Below are 16,183 nucleotides of genomic sequence, written 5' to 3'. Positions count from 1 at the left end.
GTCCGATTCCGGTCAGATGAGCGACCGGATCGTGTCCGCGATCGACTCCGCATCGGTGTCGAGGACGTAGATCAGCGGTTCGATCCCCATGCCGCCGGTCTGGTAGAGCACCGTCGCCTCGGGCTCGTCCTCGATCGCCGCGCCGACGCTCGAGGCGACATCGCCGGACTCGTCGAACTCGGCGGCGACGCGGCCCCGCTCGGTCAGTTCGTCGATCAGTTCGGGATCGTACGTGATGTTGATCGCCGCCGAGGCGTCCGCGCCGTGGCGGCGCGCGGCGAGCAGCACCTGCGCGACGTGCTCGGAGACGCCGAACTCGGGGTCTGCGGGGACCGTCGCCTGTCCTTTCACGTCGAAGATCCGGCCGGGAACGCCCGCGACGTCGTCGACGGTCTCCGCGTCCGGCGTACAGGCCACCAGATTCGAGCCGACCGCGGGGATCAGGCCCGTGAATCCGCTCGCGGTCTCGAGCATGCCGAGTCCGCGCCGGAGCGAAGAGAGGACCCGCTCGCTGGTCCGGAGGTCGCTCTCGGGGTCGTGCACCCGGAAGCCAGAGCCGTGATCGGCGAGTTCCGGCACGGCCTCCTCGTGGAGTTGAGCGAGCAGGTCCCCGCCGGACTCCAGTTCGCGAATCAGGACCTCGATCTCGATCAGCACCTGTACGGGCGAGATATCGCCGGCCGCCAGTCCGCTTCCGAGTTCGTCGACGAGGTCCCGAACCCGGTCGTCCTCGGCGATGCGATCGTTGACGGTCACGTCGCCGTGGGCGTACTTCGAGACGGCGCTCTGGCTGATCCCGAGCACGTCGGCGACCTCGCTCTGCGTGAGCCCCCGGTCCCGGAGGTCGCCGGCGAGCAGCGACCGGATAGTCGGGAGGAACTCGTCCACGACGATTTCTTCGGCGAATTGCATTCGTTGCTCGAGCCTACGGGCGGCCGACGGGATAACTTGTCGGTCGGACCGGCGGAACCGACTCGAGCGGGGGTCGACGAGGATCGAACCCGACGCGCTCGGTCTAGAAGACGACCGGCGCGATGATTGACGCGAACTCGTAGGTGAAGACGTGGTTGAGCAGGACGTAGGTGACGACCCCGAGGAAGAGACTCAGGATCCACGCGCCGGCAGCGATCCGGCCGACCCGGGCGTGTGCCGTCTGCCGGAGTTCGGCGGGCGTGTGGCTCAGGCCGAGGACCAGCGCGTAGAGGACGACCGGGACCGAGACGATCGAGAGGATGATGTGGATCGCCAGCATCACGAGGTAGGCGTAGTAGACTCCCTGGGGTCCGACGAACTCCTTCGTCCCGCCGCCGCCGACCTTGAGCAGGTAGACGACCAGAAAGCCGAGGATCAACACGAACCCGCCGATCATCGCGAGTCGGTGTTTCTCGACCTCGCCGGCGCGGATCCAGTACCAGCCAAGCGTCAGCACGACGGTCGCGGTCGTGTTGATGACCGCGATCACGTGCGACAGCAGGTCGACCTGCGCGTTCGTCAGATCGGGATAGATCGGGATGTCGAGGAGGAACGTCCCGAGGACCAGCGCGTACCCGACGATCGTCAGGAGGAGCGTTACGCCCATCGGCTGCTCGCGGAGCCGCCGTCTCGCGTCAGCGGTTGCCATTAGTGGTCCTTTGGAGCACCGCCGTATCACGCTTGCTGTTCCGATATCGGCCGCGGCGACGCCAGCGCGTTCCGGCTGTCTGACTCAGTCCCGTTCGAACGGAAACCGGTTGAGCCGCTCGCGGACGAGCGGTTTCAACTCGAAGAGGTAGCGTTCGGTGTCGGCGAGGCCGTCGCCCTCGCTCTCCTCGTCGGGGACGTGCTGGGCGTACATGACCTGCTCGACGCTCACGTCGTCCGGCATCTCCTGTGCGATGACGACCGCGTCCAGCGCCCGACCCGGCTCGAGGGTCACGTCGGTCCCGACCCACCGTTCCGGCAGATCGGTCGCGTGGGGGGCGACGATGCTCGAGCCCTCGTAGAGGAAGCCGTCGTCACCGATGAAGCTCGTGTCCGTCTTCCCCCGCCACGGGAGCGGCTGGAAACTCGTGTTGTGAACGCGGAAGAACGCGACCGTCCGCGTCGTCGCCGCCGTGACGGGGCCGTCGACCAGCGACGCGAGGTCGACATCGTGGACCAGCCCGGCGAGCGCGAGCGTGAGATACTCGCTGTTGACGGTCAACTCGTGGGTCCGGTCGCGGTCGGCGTGCCCGTCGCGCTCGTCCGGGTCGTAGGTAGGTTGACGCCGGCGTCGCGACCCGTCGTCGCCTCGCGTAATGGCACCGCCGTCGGTTTCGCGGTCTCTCGGCACCCGTTCGCCGAGGATCGCCTCGTAGGCCTCCTTGATCCGCAGAAACTGCTCGCGAGAGCCACCCTGATCCGGGTGGTGGTCCTTCAGGAGGGACCTGTAGGCCCGCCGAACCGTCCGCTCGTCGGCGTCCGGCGAAAGTCCGAGGGCGTCGTAGTGGCGCTCCACGATGAACCCATTCGTCCCTTGGCCGAAAAGAGTCTTTCCGTCCCTGCGTCGCTCGAGTCAGTCGGGCCGCTCGCTCGATTCCGGCGGGAGTACTAGCACTGGATCGATCCGCCGGCGCGGACTCACTCGGCCGATTCGGCCCGGTCCTCGAGCAAGACGGTCCCGTCCTGAGCGACGGTGACATCGTAGCCACAGAACGGGAACGAGACGGTTCCGAGCGATCTGCTCGCGCCGTTGTGTCGATCCGCAAAGAGCGCGTCGAGCGCCGCCGGATCGACGACCGCGTGGAGCGGTTCGTACGCCGGCGGGGAGATTTCCGTCGGCGAAACGCCTTCCGCCTCGGCGACCGCTTCGATAACCGCTTGGCTCAGTGCCTTCCGAGACGATGCACCGACGCTACCGCCACCCTCAACCATCGTATCTCTCCTTCTGAATCCCGGTGAATAAAACTGTCCTTCCCAGTTCCGCACGAACCGCTCGCGGCGAAGCGAGTGACGGAACGGGAGCCGTACGCGGGAGCGATATCCGACGCCGAAACGAGAGTTATCGACGGAATACAGCGGTTAGCGACGGTCAACAGGCAGCGCGCACACCCGACGGACGACCGCGTAACGTCGTCGGGAAAACCGGGGCGGCCGTTAGCTGATGTGGATCGCGGGTTTGCCGGGTCGAGCTTTGGCCGCCTGCTCGTCGTCGGCGGACGCCCGCCTGACGGTGACCGCCGCATCGAACTCGTCGGTGACGAGCCAGGACGCGCGCTCGAGGATCGCCTGCTCGCGGTCGGCCGCGAGCAACTGATCGCGTTCCGTTCCGCCGTCGCGGTCGACGAGTTCGCCCACGAAGGCCGCGACGCGCTCGCGATCGTCGGGACCGTCGAGCGTCTCGTCCTCGAGGACGCGGTCGACGATCGAATCGATGCCGCCGATCTCGCCGTCGTCCGCCGCTGTCGTCCGACCGATCAGTTCGGCGGCCCGGTACTTCCACTCGCGGGCGACGACCAGTTCGATCCGTTCCGGTTCGTCGATCGCGGCGACGTCGACGATGTCTCGAACGTCCTCGAGCGTGCGGTCGACGAGTTGCCGTTCGGATTGGACGGCCGAGACCTCGCGTTCGGGCTCGGGCCAGTCGGCCTCGACGGCCAGCCCCTCGCCGCGGAGTTTGTTCCAGCACTCCTCGCCGAGATGGGGGGCCATCGGCGCGATCAGCGCGGCCAGTGTCAACAGCCCGCGCCGGTAGACGTCGCCGTGTGGCCCGTCGTACTCGCGGTAACGCCGGAGCAGGCGCGCGAGCTCTTGAATCTCGGTCGCGGCCCGGTGGAACCGGAACCGCTCGTACTCCTCGGTGACCGCGGCGATCGTCCGATCGATCTCCCGGGCCACGTAGTCGTCGTGATCGCGGCGCTCGACGCGGGCGTCACCCTCCTCGACGAAGGCGGCCGCCATTCGGTAGAGCGTCTGCTGGAGGTCGTAGGCCCCGCGGACGTTGTTGGCGGTCCACTCGAAGTCCTGTTCGGGGTGGGCCGCAGAGAGCACGAACAGCCGGGTCGTCTCCGCGCCGTACTCCTCGGGCGCGACGACGTTCCCCTTCGAACTGGACATCTTCTCGCCGTCGTAGAGCACCGTCCCCTGACTCAGCAGTTCCCGGATCGGCTCTCGCCGCTCGAGCAGCCCGATATCGGCCAGCGCCTTCGTGAAAAAGCGGGTGTAGAGCAGGTGCAGGATGGCGTGTTCGTCGCCGCCGACGTAGACGTCGATCGGCATCCAGTCGTCCGCGAGGTCGGTGTCGAAGGGGGCGTCCGCCAGATCGGGCGAGAGGAAGCGCAGGTAGTACCACGAGGAGTCGACGAAGGTGTCCATCGTGTCCGTCTCGCGGCGGGCGGGGCCGCCACAGTCCGGACAGGTCGTCTCGTTCCACTCCTCGGCGGCATCGAGCGGATTGCCCGTGGTCCGGACGAACTCCGGGAGTTCGACGGGGAGGTCCTCGTCGGGTACCGGAACGCGGCCGCAGTCGTCGCAGTGGACCATCGGGATCGGCGTTCCCCAGTAGCGCTGCCGGGAGATGAGCCAGTCCCGAAGCCGGTATGTGACGTCTTCCTCGAGCGCGTCGTGATCGGCCACGAGTCGGTCGCCGGCCGTCTCGCTCTCGAGGCCGTCGTACTCGCCGCTTCCCTCGAGGACGCCGTCGCCGGTGTATGCCTCGGTTTCGACGTCGGTCCCTTCGGAGCCGTCGTCGGGATCAATCACGCACTCGATCGGCAGGCCGTGCTCGCGCGCGAAGGAGTGATCGCGCTCGTTGTGGCCGGGAACGCCCATCACGGCCCCGGTGCCGACGTCCTCGAGGACGTAGCCGGCGACGTAGACGGGGAGTTCCGCGCCGGTCAGCGGGTGAATCGCGGTCGCGTCGGTCTCGACGCCGGAGAAACCGACTTCGTCGGGACCTCGCTCGCGGACGGTGTCGACGTAGTCGGCGACCTCGTCGTCCGACTCGGCGAGCGCGCGGGCGAGTTCGTGGCCCGGGGACACCGCGAGGTACGTCGCGCCGTAGATGGTCTCCGGCCGGGTGCTGAACACGTCGACGGTTCCGGCTCCGTCGCCGTCTCCGGTGGCACCGCGGTCGCCGCTGTAGTCTCCCGTTTCGAACGTTATCCGCGCCCCTTCTTGCCGGCCGATCCAGTTGCGCTGGATCTCCCGGACGCCGTCGGGCCACCCCTCGAGATCGTCGAGGTCATCGTGGAGTTCCTCGGCGTAGTCGGTGATCGTGAAGAACCACTGGTCGAGTTCGCGCCGACCGACGGGGGTTTCACAGCGCCAGCAGACCCGATCGTGGGCGCTGCTCGCCGCTTCGTCGCTCCCTTGATCCGAGGGCTCACCGTGTTCGTCCTCGCGTTCGACGACCTGCGCGTCGGCGAGTACCGTCTCGCAGTCCGGACACCAGTTGACCGTCGCCGCCTCGTACTCGACGAGTCCGGCCTCGTAGAGCCGCTTGAACAGCCACTGATTCCACTGGTAGTAGTCGGGGTCGCAGGTGGTGATCTCGCGAGACCAGTCGTACCCGAAGCCCATGGTCTCGAGTTCCTCGCGCATGCGCCGGATACAGGCCTGCGTCCAGGATTCCGGATCGGTCTTGCGCTCGAAGGCCGCGTTTTCGGCGGGCAACCCGAACGCGTCCCACCCCATCGGGTGGAGGACGTCGTCGCCCTGCATGCGACGATAGCGCGAGTAGGCGTCGGTGATCGCGTAGTTGCGGACGTGCCCCATGTGGAGCGTGCCCGACGTGTAGGGAAACATGCCGAGGACGTAGGTCGGATCGGCGGCGTCGGCATCGAGCGCGTAGATGTCGTCGCGCTCCCAGACGTACTGCCAAAACTCCTGTACCTGCGCGTGATCGTAATGACTCGTCATTGTCGGCGAGGTCCGTTGTCACCCACTCGGTGGGCCGGCTATATCATTGTTCGGCCGCACGCAGGGGATTCGTCCCCTGTCGTGACGAATCCCCCGCCTCGAGCCCAGCCGCTCGAGTCGGTGACGACCGACCCCGGATCGATCGGTGGGTCGGCGTCGGTCGCTGTGGGCTGAGATTAACAAAGCGGGTGGGTCGTCTACGAACGACGCGTCGAATGTCCCGCTTTCGCGACGATCTCCCATCGGCGGTCACGTTACTCGTCACGATCGCGGCCGTCTTGCTCGCGTTCGGGCTGCTCGCCTCGGTCTTCGGCCCGGACCTGACGGCCGGCGAGACGAACCCGACGGACACTGCACTCGAGCGCGACGCCGCGTCGACGAACGAATCGAACCCGACGACCGATGCGAACGCGACGGCTGACGCGAACGAGAGCGTCGCCGAACGGAACGACTCGGCCGACGACTCCCCGTCAGCAACGGATTCCTCGGCCGAGGACGATCCGCCGACCGACTCGGCGGACGATGACTCCATCGACGACTCGGCGACCGAACCCGCGGTCGACCCGTCGGACGACGAACCCGCGGCCGACGATTCGGCGACCGAATCCGACCGATCGGCCACCGACGACGCCGACGATTCGTCCGATCCCACCGGCCTCGAGTGGGCGCTCGAGCGAGCCGGATTGATCGACGACGAGGACGACTCGGCCGATGACGAAGACGACGCGGCCGACGACGAGCGCGGCCCACCGGACGATGCCGGGCCACCGGATGACGCCGGGCCATCGGACGACGAGCGCGGCCCGCCGGATGACGCCGGGCCGTTCGGAGAGTAACTCCCGAATCGCCACCTCACCTGACTAGTCGGGAGCCGTGACGGTCACCGAACCCGACCGATGAACATCACCTTCTCCGGTGCCGTCGTAACACGTTCCATGCCTTCGACCGCACTCGTCACCGGCTGTTCTTCCGGGATCGGCTACGAAACCGCCCGCCGGCTGCTGGCCGACGACTGGCGCGTCTACGCGACTGCTCGAGACCGCGACCGGGTCGGCCTCGAGAAGCTGGCCGACCGCGGGGCCGATATCGCGGCGCTGGACCTGACCGAACCCGAGGATATCGACCGCGTCGTCGATCGCATCCGCGAGGAGGCCGGCGGCGTCGATTGCCTCGTCAACAACGCCGGCTACGGGCAGTTCGGCCCGGTCGAAGACGTGCCGACGGAGCTGCTCGAGCGACAGTTCGCCGTCCACTGCTTCGGCCCGCACCGACTGATGCGGGCGGTGTTGCCCGGCATGCGCGAGCGCGGCCGCGGGCGGATCGTCACTGTCACCAGCGCCGCAGACCGCCTCGCGCTCGCCGGGATCGGCGGCTACACCGCGTCGAAGTGGGCGATGGCGAGTCTCAGCGACGCGCTCCGACAGGAACTGTCCGGCTCCGGCGTCGATGTCGTCGTCGTACAGCCCGGAATCGTTCGGACGCCGTTCTACGACCGCGCCGTGGCGGCGGTCGACGACGCGGCCGCGAGCGCGCAGTCTCGGTCGCGAGCCGTCGGCGGCGGTTCGGACGCCGGCGCGGCGGGTGTCTCGGAGACGCGTTCGACCGTCGTCAGGCCGACGGACTACACCGACCTCTACCGCGTCCTCCGGCGACTCCGCGCCATCGACGGCGGCGGCCCCTTCATCAACGACCCCGACCGAGTCGCCGCGACGATTCGCGAGGCAGCGACCGCCCGGAATCCCGACACGCACTACCGCGTCGGTCCGGTGCCCCTGCTCGGCTCCCTGTACGGCACGCTCGTCCCCGCCGCGATCCGGGACCGGCTCACGCGACTCGGGATTCGACTGGCCGCGAGCGAACCCGTCCTCGAGTTACTCGAGCGACGGACACCCGAGTCGGGGTCCGAGCTGTATCCGTGACTGTGACGGTGACGGCACCGAGCGAAAACGCCTCGGTGGACGGACTATCGCAATCCAGATTCCACCGATCCCGGGACTGTTCCCTGCCCACTTCACGGCCGGTACAGTCGGCGGAGCGAGCGGGCTCGAATCGAGTCACACGCCGGTAATCCATCGCTGTTGCGATCGGTTTTCCCCCGCTGAAACGGTTTTATCGTCCGTATAGTGAACCGCCGAACAGCGAAACGATGGTGTAATGAAATCACTCGTACCCGCACGCTACAGGCCAGACAGTGAGACGCACAGCCCGAGACCGGTCACGACAGTCGTGTCCGAAGCCGAGTGCGGAGAGACCGCCCTCGAGGCGGCGAGCGCGTAACGACTGACTATCGATTTCAATCCCCTATACTACCAATGCGCAGCAATGCCAAACGGAAGCGGACGGAGACTCGATCGATTCAGAGCAGCGTCCAGATTTTACTCACCGTCAGCGGCATCGTGTTCCTGTTGGCCGGGTTGGTACTCGCTGCGAGCGGGGCGTCGATCAGCGGCGCGGTCGGGTCGGTCACCGACAGATGGGACGGGTCCGCACAGCCGGCCGGCGACGACGCCGATCAGGTGACCGACGACACCGGGGGTGCTGACAGTGGTGATGGAGCCAACGGAACGAGCGGCGGCGACGAACCGGCCGAGACCGACGGTGGTGACGGCGGGACGGATGCCGGAAACGAGAGCGACGGAAGCGCCGATGACGGCGATACCGGCGACGAAACGCACGTCCTGACGGCGGTCGTGGAAACGCAAGACGGCGATACGCTCGACAACGCCACGGTCACGGTCTCCGGAGCGGGGACGACGACGGAGAGCGGAGTCGGGCAGAACGGCGAGGCCGACTTCGAGCGCGCGAACGGCGACTACACGGTCACCGCGGACGCGGACGGATACCGGACCGCGGAGACCACCGTCGGGATCGACGGCGACGACGCGACGGTCCCGTTGACGCTCGAGGAACGGAGTGATAGTGATGGAAGCGGCGGCGACAGCGATGAGAGCGACGATAGCAATAGCACCGATGACGACGACAGTGACGATAGCGACGGCCCGTACACGCTGGCGGTGACCGTGGAAGACCAGAACGGCAGCGCGGTCGATACCGCCACCGTCGAACTCGAGGACGACTCCGGTATCATCGCCTCGAGCGAGGAGAAGGCGGTCGACGACGACGGCGAGGTCGAGTTCGAACGCGAGAGCGAGGAGTACACGGTAATCGCGACCGCAGACGGCTATTCCGAGACGGAGCGAACGGTCGAGATCGACGGCTCGGATCGGGAAACTACGCTGACGATCGCGGAAGACGACGGCTGATCGAATCACCGTTCGGCGCGTGTCTCGGTCGGTCGGCTGTTTTTCCGAAGGGTCGTCTCGGTGATCTCGAGTCTCGAGGGCAGCGCATACCCAGAGATCGATCCGCCCGTTCGACGCGGTCTCGCCACTGGTCGACGCGGTGGCCGGTGCCGTCGGCAGACTCGAGTCACCGCTGAAACAGTGCACCGTCGATCACACGACTGCTGTGTCTGTGTGAGCGTTGGTGCTCGCGTCGAGTATCGATCGGCGGTGTGGACGGCTACCAACGGCGTTTCCAGCGTGGTATCGAGCACCGCCATCACGGATCCGTCGGCGGTTTCGCGTCGTCTCGAGTCCGCTATTCGCTGCCCGTCGCCATCAGTTGCGGGCGGAGTACAGTAGTTGGTACCACGGTTTCGTTATTCAGAGTGAGAGGCGAAATTCGAGTTCAGTATAGGCGGAGGCGTTACCGCTGCGGTCGAAACGCAAGCGCTGCACCCGCGAGCGACCGAAGGGAGTGAGCGGCCTTTTTAGCGTAGATTTTTGCGCCGAGAGGTGAGTGAGCACAGCGAACGAACCCGAGGCGGAAAAAGGTACTTGCGCACACGTAGTTACCGAACTGCCCGATTCCGTCTCAGTCATACTTCTGAATAACGAAATCACACTACAATCTACTCTAACCTCTCCTCGAGTCGCCGACAGCGCGCCGAGCCGCGTCGGAGAGACGACTCGCTACCGCGACAGCGACTGCACGGAACGAGAGACCGCCCGCTGTGATCTCGCACAGCGCTCGAGAGACGAGACACTGCTATCCGGAACCCGTCGCTATCGAGCCGCTGTGACGTGGCGTCGGCGCAGGTCGACTGAGACGGGACTCTCGGTTTCGGTGTCGAACGAACGCGTCGAAAAGGCGTTATCTGGAAGCGGAGACGATCATTCGACCGTGACGCTCTTCGCGAGGTTACGCGGTTTGTCGATCGGCCGGTCGAGTTGGTCCGCGGCGTGATAGGAGAGCAGCTGTAACTGGACGTTCGCGAGCAGCCCGGTCCAGACCGGATGCGTCTCGGGGACCGACAGGTGTTCGTCGGCGACATCGACGAGCGGGTGGTCCTCCGGTCCGACGGCGACGATCGGCGCGCCGCGGGCCTGCGCCTCGATCGCATTCGTCTTCGTCTTGTCGTCGGCACCGCCGGTCGCGACCGCGAACACCGGCGTCTCCTCGGTGACGAGCGCGAGCGGGCCGTGTTTGAGTTCGCCGGCGGCGAATCCTTCGGCGTGCTCGTAGGTGATCTCCTTGAACTTCAGCGCGCCCTCGAGCGCGACCGAGCGGCCGAGCCCGTTCCCGATGAAGAAGAACGACTCGCTGTCGACGGTGTCCCGGGCGAGCGCGTCGGCTTCGCTCGCCTCCAGGACGGTTTCGACGTGCCGGGGCAGATCCTCGAGGGCCTCGAGCATCGCCGCTCGATCCTCGACGGGGGTCGCTTCCGGCACGTCACCGGCGATGCGCTGGCTGAGCAGGGCGAGCGTGACCGCCTGCGAGGAGTAGGTCTTCGTCGCCGCGACGCCGACTTCCGGCCCGGCGCGGATGTAGACCGCGTCGTCGGCTTCGCGCGCGGCCGTCGAGCCGACGACGTTGGTGACCGCGAGCGATCGAGCGCCGCGGTCGGTCGCTTTCCGGACCGCGTCGAGCGTGTCGGCGGTCTCGCCGCTCTGGGTGACCGCGACGACGAGCGTGTTCTCGTCGACCGGCCCGGAGGTCGACTCGTACTCGCTCGCGCGGAGGACCTCGGTCGGGAGGCCGGCTTCGCGTACCAGCTGCCCGCCGTACATCGCGGCGTGGTAGGAGGTGCCGCAGGCGACGAACTGGACGGTGTCGATGCCCTCGAACGAGCCGGGCGACAGTCGCTCGAAGGCGACGTCGCCGTTCTCGATCCGGCCCTCGATCGTGTTCGCGAGGGCCGTCGGCTGCGTGTTGATCTCCTTTCGCATGTAGTGGTCGTACTCGCCTTTCCCCGCGTCCTCGGGGTCCCAGTCGACGGTGTCGACCGGGCGCTCGATCGGCTCGCCAGCGAGGTCGGTGATCCGGTAGGAATCGGGCTCGAGAACGACGATATCGCCGTCCTCGAGGTAGATCACGTCGTCGGTGTGATCGAGGAACGCCGGGACATCGCTGGCGAGGAACCACTCCTCCTCGTCGAGGCCGAGCACGAGCGGCGAGCCCTTCCGCGCGGCGTAGACCGCTTCCTCGCCGTCGACGATCGCGGCGATCGCGTAGCTCCCCTCGAGGGTGTCGATGGCCCGGCGGACGGCCAGTTCGGTGTCGCCAGTCTCCGACCGGAACTCGTCGATGAGGTGCGGGATGACCTCTGTGTCGGTGTCGCTCTCGAACTCGTGGCCCTTCTCCCGGAGGTCCGCCTTGAGCTCGGTGTAGTTGTCGATGACGCCGTTGTGGACGACCGCGACATCGCCCGCGGTGTCCGTGTGCGGGTGGGCGTTCTCGTCGGTCGGAGGACCGTGGGTACTCCAGCGGGTGTGGCCGATCCCCATGTTCCCGCTCGGGCGTCCGTCCAGGGTCGATTTGAGACTCGAGACCTCGCCCGAACACTTGTGGACCTTGACGCCGGAGCCGTTCTGGACGGCGATTCCCGCCGAGTCGTACCCGCGGTACTCGAGGTTTTCGAGCCCCGAGAGGAGCGTCTCCGTCGCGTTGCCGTGGCCGATCCGTGCGATGATTCCGCACATCAGCCCATCACCCCCGCTCGAGCGGCGACCGTCGACCACGGCGGGGCACCGAGCTGGCGGCAGGGAGCGCGGTCGGCGACGGTTGCGGCGGTCGCGGCGGTCGTTTCGGGGCGGTTCGATCTCGCTGCCGGCAGTGCGGAACTGTTCCGTGTCATTGGTATCTCCGACCCCGTCCGCCGTCGCTGCCGACGGCCGGGGCTTCACTTCCACCACGTGCGACAGCGGCCATTACTATACCACGATTAAGACGGTACCGTGAATACGACGGTCGCTATCGGCTGTATAATCCACCATTCGTTTTCACAATCCGTGATTTCTTCCGCTCGATCCGATATCCCGGCGCGGCGTGACGCTCGTTTCGTTTCGCCCCGTCGAACGGTGCTCAGTTCGGTCTCCCAATATCGAACGTCCCAGACAGTCGTCTGCCTCGACGGTCTCAGTCCGTTCTTCGTCTCTGACTGTCTCAATCCAGTCCGTCCGTCTCGAACGGTTCTACCCGGTTCGGCAACGGATCGGGACATTCGACCCGCCGAAACCGACGGACGCGGCCTCCCGTCTCGCGGTGTGGATCGCCGACTCGAGGACTCGAACTCGAGACGCGACGGCAGAAAGGGTCGGCAGCGGCGGTAGCGGTTTCGACCGCCCGTACGCGGCGGGACTGCTGTGCGATGACAGGGGTACGCGTTACGGTAACGGGTTCTCGACTTCGTCCGACCGCGTCGCATCGTCCGGCGTTCGATCGGAGAGGGTGATGACGTTCTCCCGACCGACCGACTGCTTCTCGATCGTGCCGTCGGCGTGCATCCGCGAGCAGATGCGACTCACCTTCGACTTCGACCAGCCGGTCTCGTCGGCGATTCGATGCTGCCGGATGCGACCGTGATTCGCGATCAGGAGCCGAACCACTCGTCCCTCGTCGCTCAGGAGTCGCGGCGGCGTGTCGGGCGAGAGATACGACTCGTACGCCCGGTGATCGGCGGCGCGTGTGCGATCCGGGTCGTCGCCGTCACCTGCCGCGTTCGTCACCAGCGGGAGCGACGACAGGTCGACATCGCGATCCGATGCCACGTCGGCGATTCGGAGCCCGACGAGGCCGCTGATCAACAGGAAGAGCGCCGCGATCAGCGCGGATTCCCAGAACGACGCCACGCGTAGCAGTTGTCCCCAGGACAACGGTCCACCCGACAGGTCACCGACCTGCGGACCGATCGCTTCCGATGCGATCGCGTGGCCCTCGGACTGCCGTATCGAAGCCGGAACCGCGTCGATCGAGACGGTGTCGTGAATCGATTCGAGCCGGCCGCGGACTCCGATCTGGGACGTAATCACCATGGTTCGCGTGTCTGCTGCAGTCGGTGCGTGACCGAGCCACGATCGCGTGGACTCGCCGACCGCATCGGTGATCCGACCCGCGCCCCCTTCATTATAGAGCAGTACAGGTGTGTTTAACAACGTTCTAAGCGATCGCGGCGGTGGCCGGCCCCCGGTCCGCCAGAGCCGCCGGTAGCGTTCCCGACCGGCGGGTTCCGCTCGTTGTCGCTCTCGCATCCGTTTATCCGAGCTATAGTAAACCCCCGACGACGACTTGCTGCGTTCACGGAATGCCCCCGCCGATCGCGGGTGCACCAACGTCACCGTCGCACGCGGTCGTGTGACGGGAACACGACAACGTCTCACCCATGACCACGATAATCAGCGACACGGAGAAGCGAACGGACGATCGAGAGAGCGACCAGCACGCACGGGACGCGGGCGGCGGAACCGCCCTCGAGCACACGGAGACCCAATCGACGCGTGCGGCGACGATTTGTGTCGTCGGATTGGGATACGTCGGGCTCCCGCTCGCGGTCGGGTTCGCACAGTCGAACTACCGCGTGATCGGCTACGACGTCGACGACGTGACGGTCGGTCGACTCCAGGACGGGGTCGACACGACCGGTGACCTCTCCGACGAGGCGATCCAGGACGGTGACATCTCGTATACGACCGACGCGGCCGAGATCGGTGAGGCCGATTACGTCATCGTCGCCGTGCCGACGCCGATCGACGACGACGATCGACCGGACCTCGGCTACGTCGAGAGCGCGGCGACCACCGTCGGCTCGAAGATGGACCCCGGAACGACCGTCGTCCTCGAGTCGACGGTCTACCCGGGGTCGACCCGCGAGGTCCTCGTTCCGGCGCTCGAGGACGCGTCCGGGCTGACCGCGGGCGAGGACTTCTTCGTCGGCTACTCCCCGGAGCGCGCCACGCCGGGCGACGAGGAACACGGCCTCGAGGACGTCGTCAAGGTCGTCAGCGCACAGAACGAGACCGTCCTCGAGGACGTGGCGACGCTGTACGAGTCGGTCGTCGACGCGGGCGTCCATCGCGCCCCCTCGATCGAGGTCGCCGAGGCTTGCAAGGTCGTCGAGAACGCCCAGCGCGATCTCAACATCGCGTTCGTCAACGAACTCTCGATGGCCCTCGACCACATGGATGTCGACGGACAGGCAGTCCTCGAGGCCGCGGGCACGAAGTGGAACTTCCACGACTACCGGCCGGGACTGGTCGGCGGTCACTGCATCCCGGTCGACCCGTACTTCTTCGCGTACCGGTCGGCCCAGGAGGGGTTCGACCCCGAACTCATGCAGACGAGCCGGCAGGTCAACGAGTCGGTGCCCGACCACGTCGCCGAGCTGACGATCAAGGCGCTCAACCAGTGTCACAAGACGCTCCGCGACAGTCGCGTGCTGGTGTTGGGACTGTCGTACAAACCGGGCGTCGGTGATATCCGTAGCTCGAAGATCGGCACCGTCATCGACGAACTCCGGGAGTACGACATCGACATCGAGGGATTCGACCCGTTCGCCGACGACGACGCGGCCCGCGAGTCGTTCGATATCGACGTTCAGGAACGGCTCTCGTTCGAGGGGTTCGACGCGGTCCTGCTCGCGACGCCCCACGCGGAGTTCGAGCAACTGGATCTCGAGGCCGTGGCGGGCGAACTCGCGGACGACCCCGCACTGATCGACGTGACGGGCGCGGTCGAGGCGGACGCGGCCGCCGATGCGGGACTCGTCTACCGGAGGTTGTGAAGCGATGCGAGACCAGCGCCAGTCCTCCGACGAGACACCGGTGCCGACCCGAGCGGGGACTCGAGCGCCGTCTGGTTCGGGTTCAGAGCCGGGATCGGGTTCGGAGTCGAAGCCGGACGCAGAAGCAGAGACGAGCAGTGCCTCGGCCGACCGGTCGGTCACGGAGGCGGATCGACGATGCGCGTGATGATCACGATCCAGCACCCCGGCCACGTCCACTTCTTCCGCCATCCGATCGCGGAACTGGAAGCCGCGGGCCACGAGGTCCACGTCTTCGCTCGCGAGAGTGGCGTCGCCGTCCAGTTGCTCGAGGCCTACGACATCGACCACGAGGTACTGGCCGGCGAGTCGGACTCGCTGGTCTCGTTGGCGGCGGTGCAGGCGACCTACGAGATGCGACTGCTGCGGCGGGCGCGGCGGATCGATCCGGACGTGATCACGGCCATCGGCGGCGTCGCCGCCGCCCACGTCGCGTCGGTGCTGCGCACGAAGAGCCTCGTCTTCTACGACACCGAACACGCGACGCTCATCACGCGACTCGGCTACCCCTTCGCGGACGTGATCTGCACGCCCGCGTGTTACCGCGACGAAATCGGCTCGAAACACGTGACGTATCCGGGCTATCACGAACTCGCCTATCTCCACCCCGATCGGTTCGAGCCCGATCCGTCGGTGCTCGAGGCGGTCGGCGTGGCTCCCGAGGACTCGTTCACCGTCGTCCGACTCAGCAGCTGGGACGCCTCCCACGACGTGGGTCACGGCGGGTTCGACGACCCCCGCGAGGTCGTCGACCGACTCGAGGACGCGGGGCTGCGGGTCCTGCTCACGGCAGAGGGGGAGCCGCCGGACGACCTCGAATCCTATCAGTTCGAGACCGCGCCGGACCGAATGCACGATCTGCTCGCCCACGCGGACGTCGTCCTGAGCGAAGGGGCGACGACCGCGGCGGAGGCCGCCGTGCTCGGCACGCCGGCGGTCTACGTCAACCCGCTCTCGCTGGGCTACACGACGGAACTCGAGGAGGAGTACGGCCTGCTCTTCGAGTACGCCGGCGAGACGAGACATACCCGCGGGCTCGAGCAGGCGGTCTCGATCGTCGAGGAGCCGGCCGACACGTGGGAGCGCCGTCGCGAGCGCCTGCTCGCCGACCGGATCGACGTCACGGATCTCGTCGTTCGACAGATCGAGACGCTCGCGCAGGCGCGCACGTCGGAGCGCTCCGCTCCCGCAGCGAATCCGGGCTAA

General features: G+C 66.9%; 13 protein-coding genes. 5 read left to right on the top strand and 8 right to left on the bottom strand.

Going from position 1 to position 16,183, the window contains the following annotated elements; genetic code table 11:
* Positions 1–12: 12 nt before the first annotated feature.
* The 5 genes from FEJ81_RS13185 to leuS form a co-directional block, all read right to left on the bottom strand.
* Positions 13–912 carry a thiamine-phosphate synthase family protein gene (locus tag FEJ81_RS13185; RefSeq protein WP_138245723.1) on the bottom strand — a complete coding sequence of 300 codons (900 nt, stop codon included), beginning with the start codon at positions 910–912 and terminating at the stop codon, positions 13–15.
* A 103-nt stretch (positions 913–1,015) separates the two neighbouring features.
* The gene (locus FEJ81_RS13180) at positions 1,016–1,621 is read right to left on the bottom strand and encodes a DUF420 domain-containing protein (RefSeq protein ID WP_138245722.1); all 606 of its coding nucleotides are present in this window, start codon (positions 1,619–1,621) and stop codon (positions 1,016–1,018) included.
* Between the two features lie 84 nt (positions 1,622–1,705).
* A complete protein-coding gene (locus FEJ81_RS13175) occupies positions 1,706–2,476 on the bottom strand; it encodes a J domain-containing protein (RefSeq protein WP_138245721.1) in 771 nt (256 codons plus the stop codon).
* Between the two features lie 122 nt (positions 2,477–2,598).
* Complete coding sequence (locus FEJ81_RS13170; RefSeq protein ID WP_138245720.1) at positions 2,599–2,892, bottom strand: HalOD1 output domain-containing protein; 294 nt, start codon at positions 2,890–2,892, stop codon at positions 2,599–2,601.
* Positions 2,893–3,114: 222 nt separating this feature from the next.
* Entirely contained in the window at positions 3,115–5,877 is a 2,763-nt protein-coding gene (gene leuS / locus FEJ81_RS13165; RefSeq protein WP_138245719.1) for a leucine--tRNA ligase, read from the bottom strand.
* Between the two features lie 215 nt (positions 5,878–6,092).
* Here leuS and FEJ81_RS13160 point away from each other — a divergent pair, with 215 nt between their 5' ends.
* The 3 genes from FEJ81_RS13160 (at position 6,093) to FEJ81_RS13150 (ending at position 9,140) form a co-directional block, all read left to right on the top strand.
* A complete protein-coding gene (locus tag FEJ81_RS13160; protein ID WP_138245718.1) occupies positions 6,093–6,713 on the top strand; it encodes a cell surface protein in 621 nt (206 codons plus the stop codon).
* A 99-nt stretch (positions 6,714–6,812) separates the two neighbouring features.
* On the top strand, positions 6,813–7,796 hold the full coding sequence (locus tag FEJ81_RS13155; RefSeq protein WP_138245717.1) for an SDR family oxidoreductase: 984 nt from the start codon (positions 6,813–6,815) through the stop codon (positions 7,794–7,796).
* Between the two features lie 393 nt (positions 7,797–8,189).
* Positions 8,190–9,140: a peptidase associated/transthyretin-like domain-containing protein gene (locus FEJ81_RS13150; protein WP_138245716.1), complete on the top strand. Its 951-nt coding sequence runs from the start codon at positions 8,190–8,192 to the stop codon at positions 9,138–9,140.
* 912 nt (positions 9,141–10,052) lie between these two features.
* On the opposite strand, the gene glmS is transcribed toward FEJ81_RS13150, so the two are convergent.
* The 3 genes from glmS to FEJ81_RS13140 all read right to left on the bottom strand — a co-directional run bounded on the left by glmS (position 10,053) and on the right by FEJ81_RS13140 (position 13,193).
* A complete protein-coding gene (gene glmS / locus FEJ81_RS13145; RefSeq protein WP_138245715.1) occupies positions 10,053–11,861 on the bottom strand; it encodes a glutamine--fructose-6-phosphate transaminase (isomerizing) in 1,809 nt (602 codons plus the stop codon).
* Positions 11,861–12,016 carry a hypothetical protein gene (locus FEJ81_RS23230; RefSeq protein ID WP_175416418.1) on the bottom strand — a complete coding sequence of 52 codons (156 nt, stop codon included), beginning with the start codon at positions 12,014–12,016 and terminating at the stop codon, positions 11,861–11,863. The genes glmS and FEJ81_RS23230 overlap by 1 nt, the downstream gene beginning before the upstream one ends.
* A gap of 529 nt (positions 12,017–12,545) precedes the next feature.
* Positions 12,546–13,193: a helix-turn-helix transcriptional regulator gene (locus FEJ81_RS13140; RefSeq protein WP_138245714.1), complete on the bottom strand. Its 648-nt coding sequence runs from the start codon at positions 13,191–13,193 to the stop codon at positions 12,546–12,548.
* A 347-nt stretch (positions 13,194–13,540) separates the two neighbouring features.
* Here FEJ81_RS13140 and FEJ81_RS13135 point away from each other — a divergent pair, with 347 nt between their 5' ends.
* A complete protein-coding gene (locus FEJ81_RS13135; protein ID WP_138245713.1) occupies positions 13,541–14,938 on the top strand; it encodes a nucleotide sugar dehydrogenase in 1,398 nt (465 codons plus the stop codon).
* Between the two features lie 177 nt (positions 14,939–15,115).
* Positions 15,116–16,183, top strand: coding sequence for a DUF354 domain-containing protein (locus FEJ81_RS13130; protein ID WP_138245712.1), 1,068 nt, complete (start codon positions 15,116–15,118; stop codon positions 16,181–16,183).

Origin of the sequence: Natrinema versiforme (assembly GCF_005576615.1) — an archaeon.
GTDB classification, from domain to species: Archaea; Halobacteriota; Halobacteria; order Halobacteriales; family Natrialbaceae; genus Natrinema; species Natrinema versiforme_A.
Note: the sequence above shows the minus strand (reverse complement) of the source record. Positions and strands in the feature narration are given on the sequence as shown.

Coding starts and splice junctions, on each gene's coding strand:
- FEJ81_RS13155 (WP_138245717.1), top strand. CDS start 6,813: ATGCCTTCGACCGCACTCGTCACCGGCTGTTCTTCCGGGATCGGCTAC.
- FEJ81_RS13135 (WP_138245713.1), top strand. CDS start 13,541: ATGACCACGATAATCAGCGACACGGAGAAGCGAACGGACGATCGAGAG.
- FEJ81_RS13180 (WP_138245722.1), bottom strand. CDS start 1,621: ATGGCAACCGCTGACGCGAGACGGCGGCTCCGCGAGCAGCCGATGGGC.
- leuS (WP_138245719.1), bottom strand. CDS start 5,877: ATGACGAGTCATTACGATCACGCGCAGGTACAGGAGTTTTGGCAGTAC.
- FEJ81_RS13160 (WP_138245718.1), top strand. CDS start 6,093: ATGTCCCGCTTTCGCGACGATCTCCCATCGGCGGTCACGTTACTCGTC.
- FEJ81_RS13140 (WP_138245714.1), bottom strand. CDS start 13,193: ATGGTGATTACGTCCCAGATCGGAGTCCGCGGCCGGCTCGAATCGATT.
- FEJ81_RS13185 (WP_138245723.1), bottom strand. CDS start 912: ATGCAATTCGCCGAAGAAATCGTCGTGGACGAGTTCCTCCCGACTATC.
- FEJ81_RS13130 (WP_138245712.1), top strand. CDS start 15,116: ATGCGCGTGATGATCACGATCCAGCACCCCGGCCACGTCCACTTCTTC.
- FEJ81_RS13150 (WP_138245716.1), top strand. CDS start 8,190: ATGCGCAGCAATGCCAAACGGAAGCGGACGGAGACTCGATCGATTCAG.
- glmS (WP_138245715.1), bottom strand. CDS start 11,861: ATGTGCGGAATCATCGCACGGATCGGCCACGGCAACGCGACGGAGACG.
- FEJ81_RS23230 (WP_175416418.1), bottom strand. CDS start 12,016: ATGACACGGAACAGTTCCGCACTGCCGGCAGCGAGATCGAACCGCCCC.
- FEJ81_RS13170 (WP_138245720.1), bottom strand. CDS start 2,892: ATGGTTGAGGGTGGCGGTAGCGTCGGTGCATCGTCTCGGAAGGCACTG.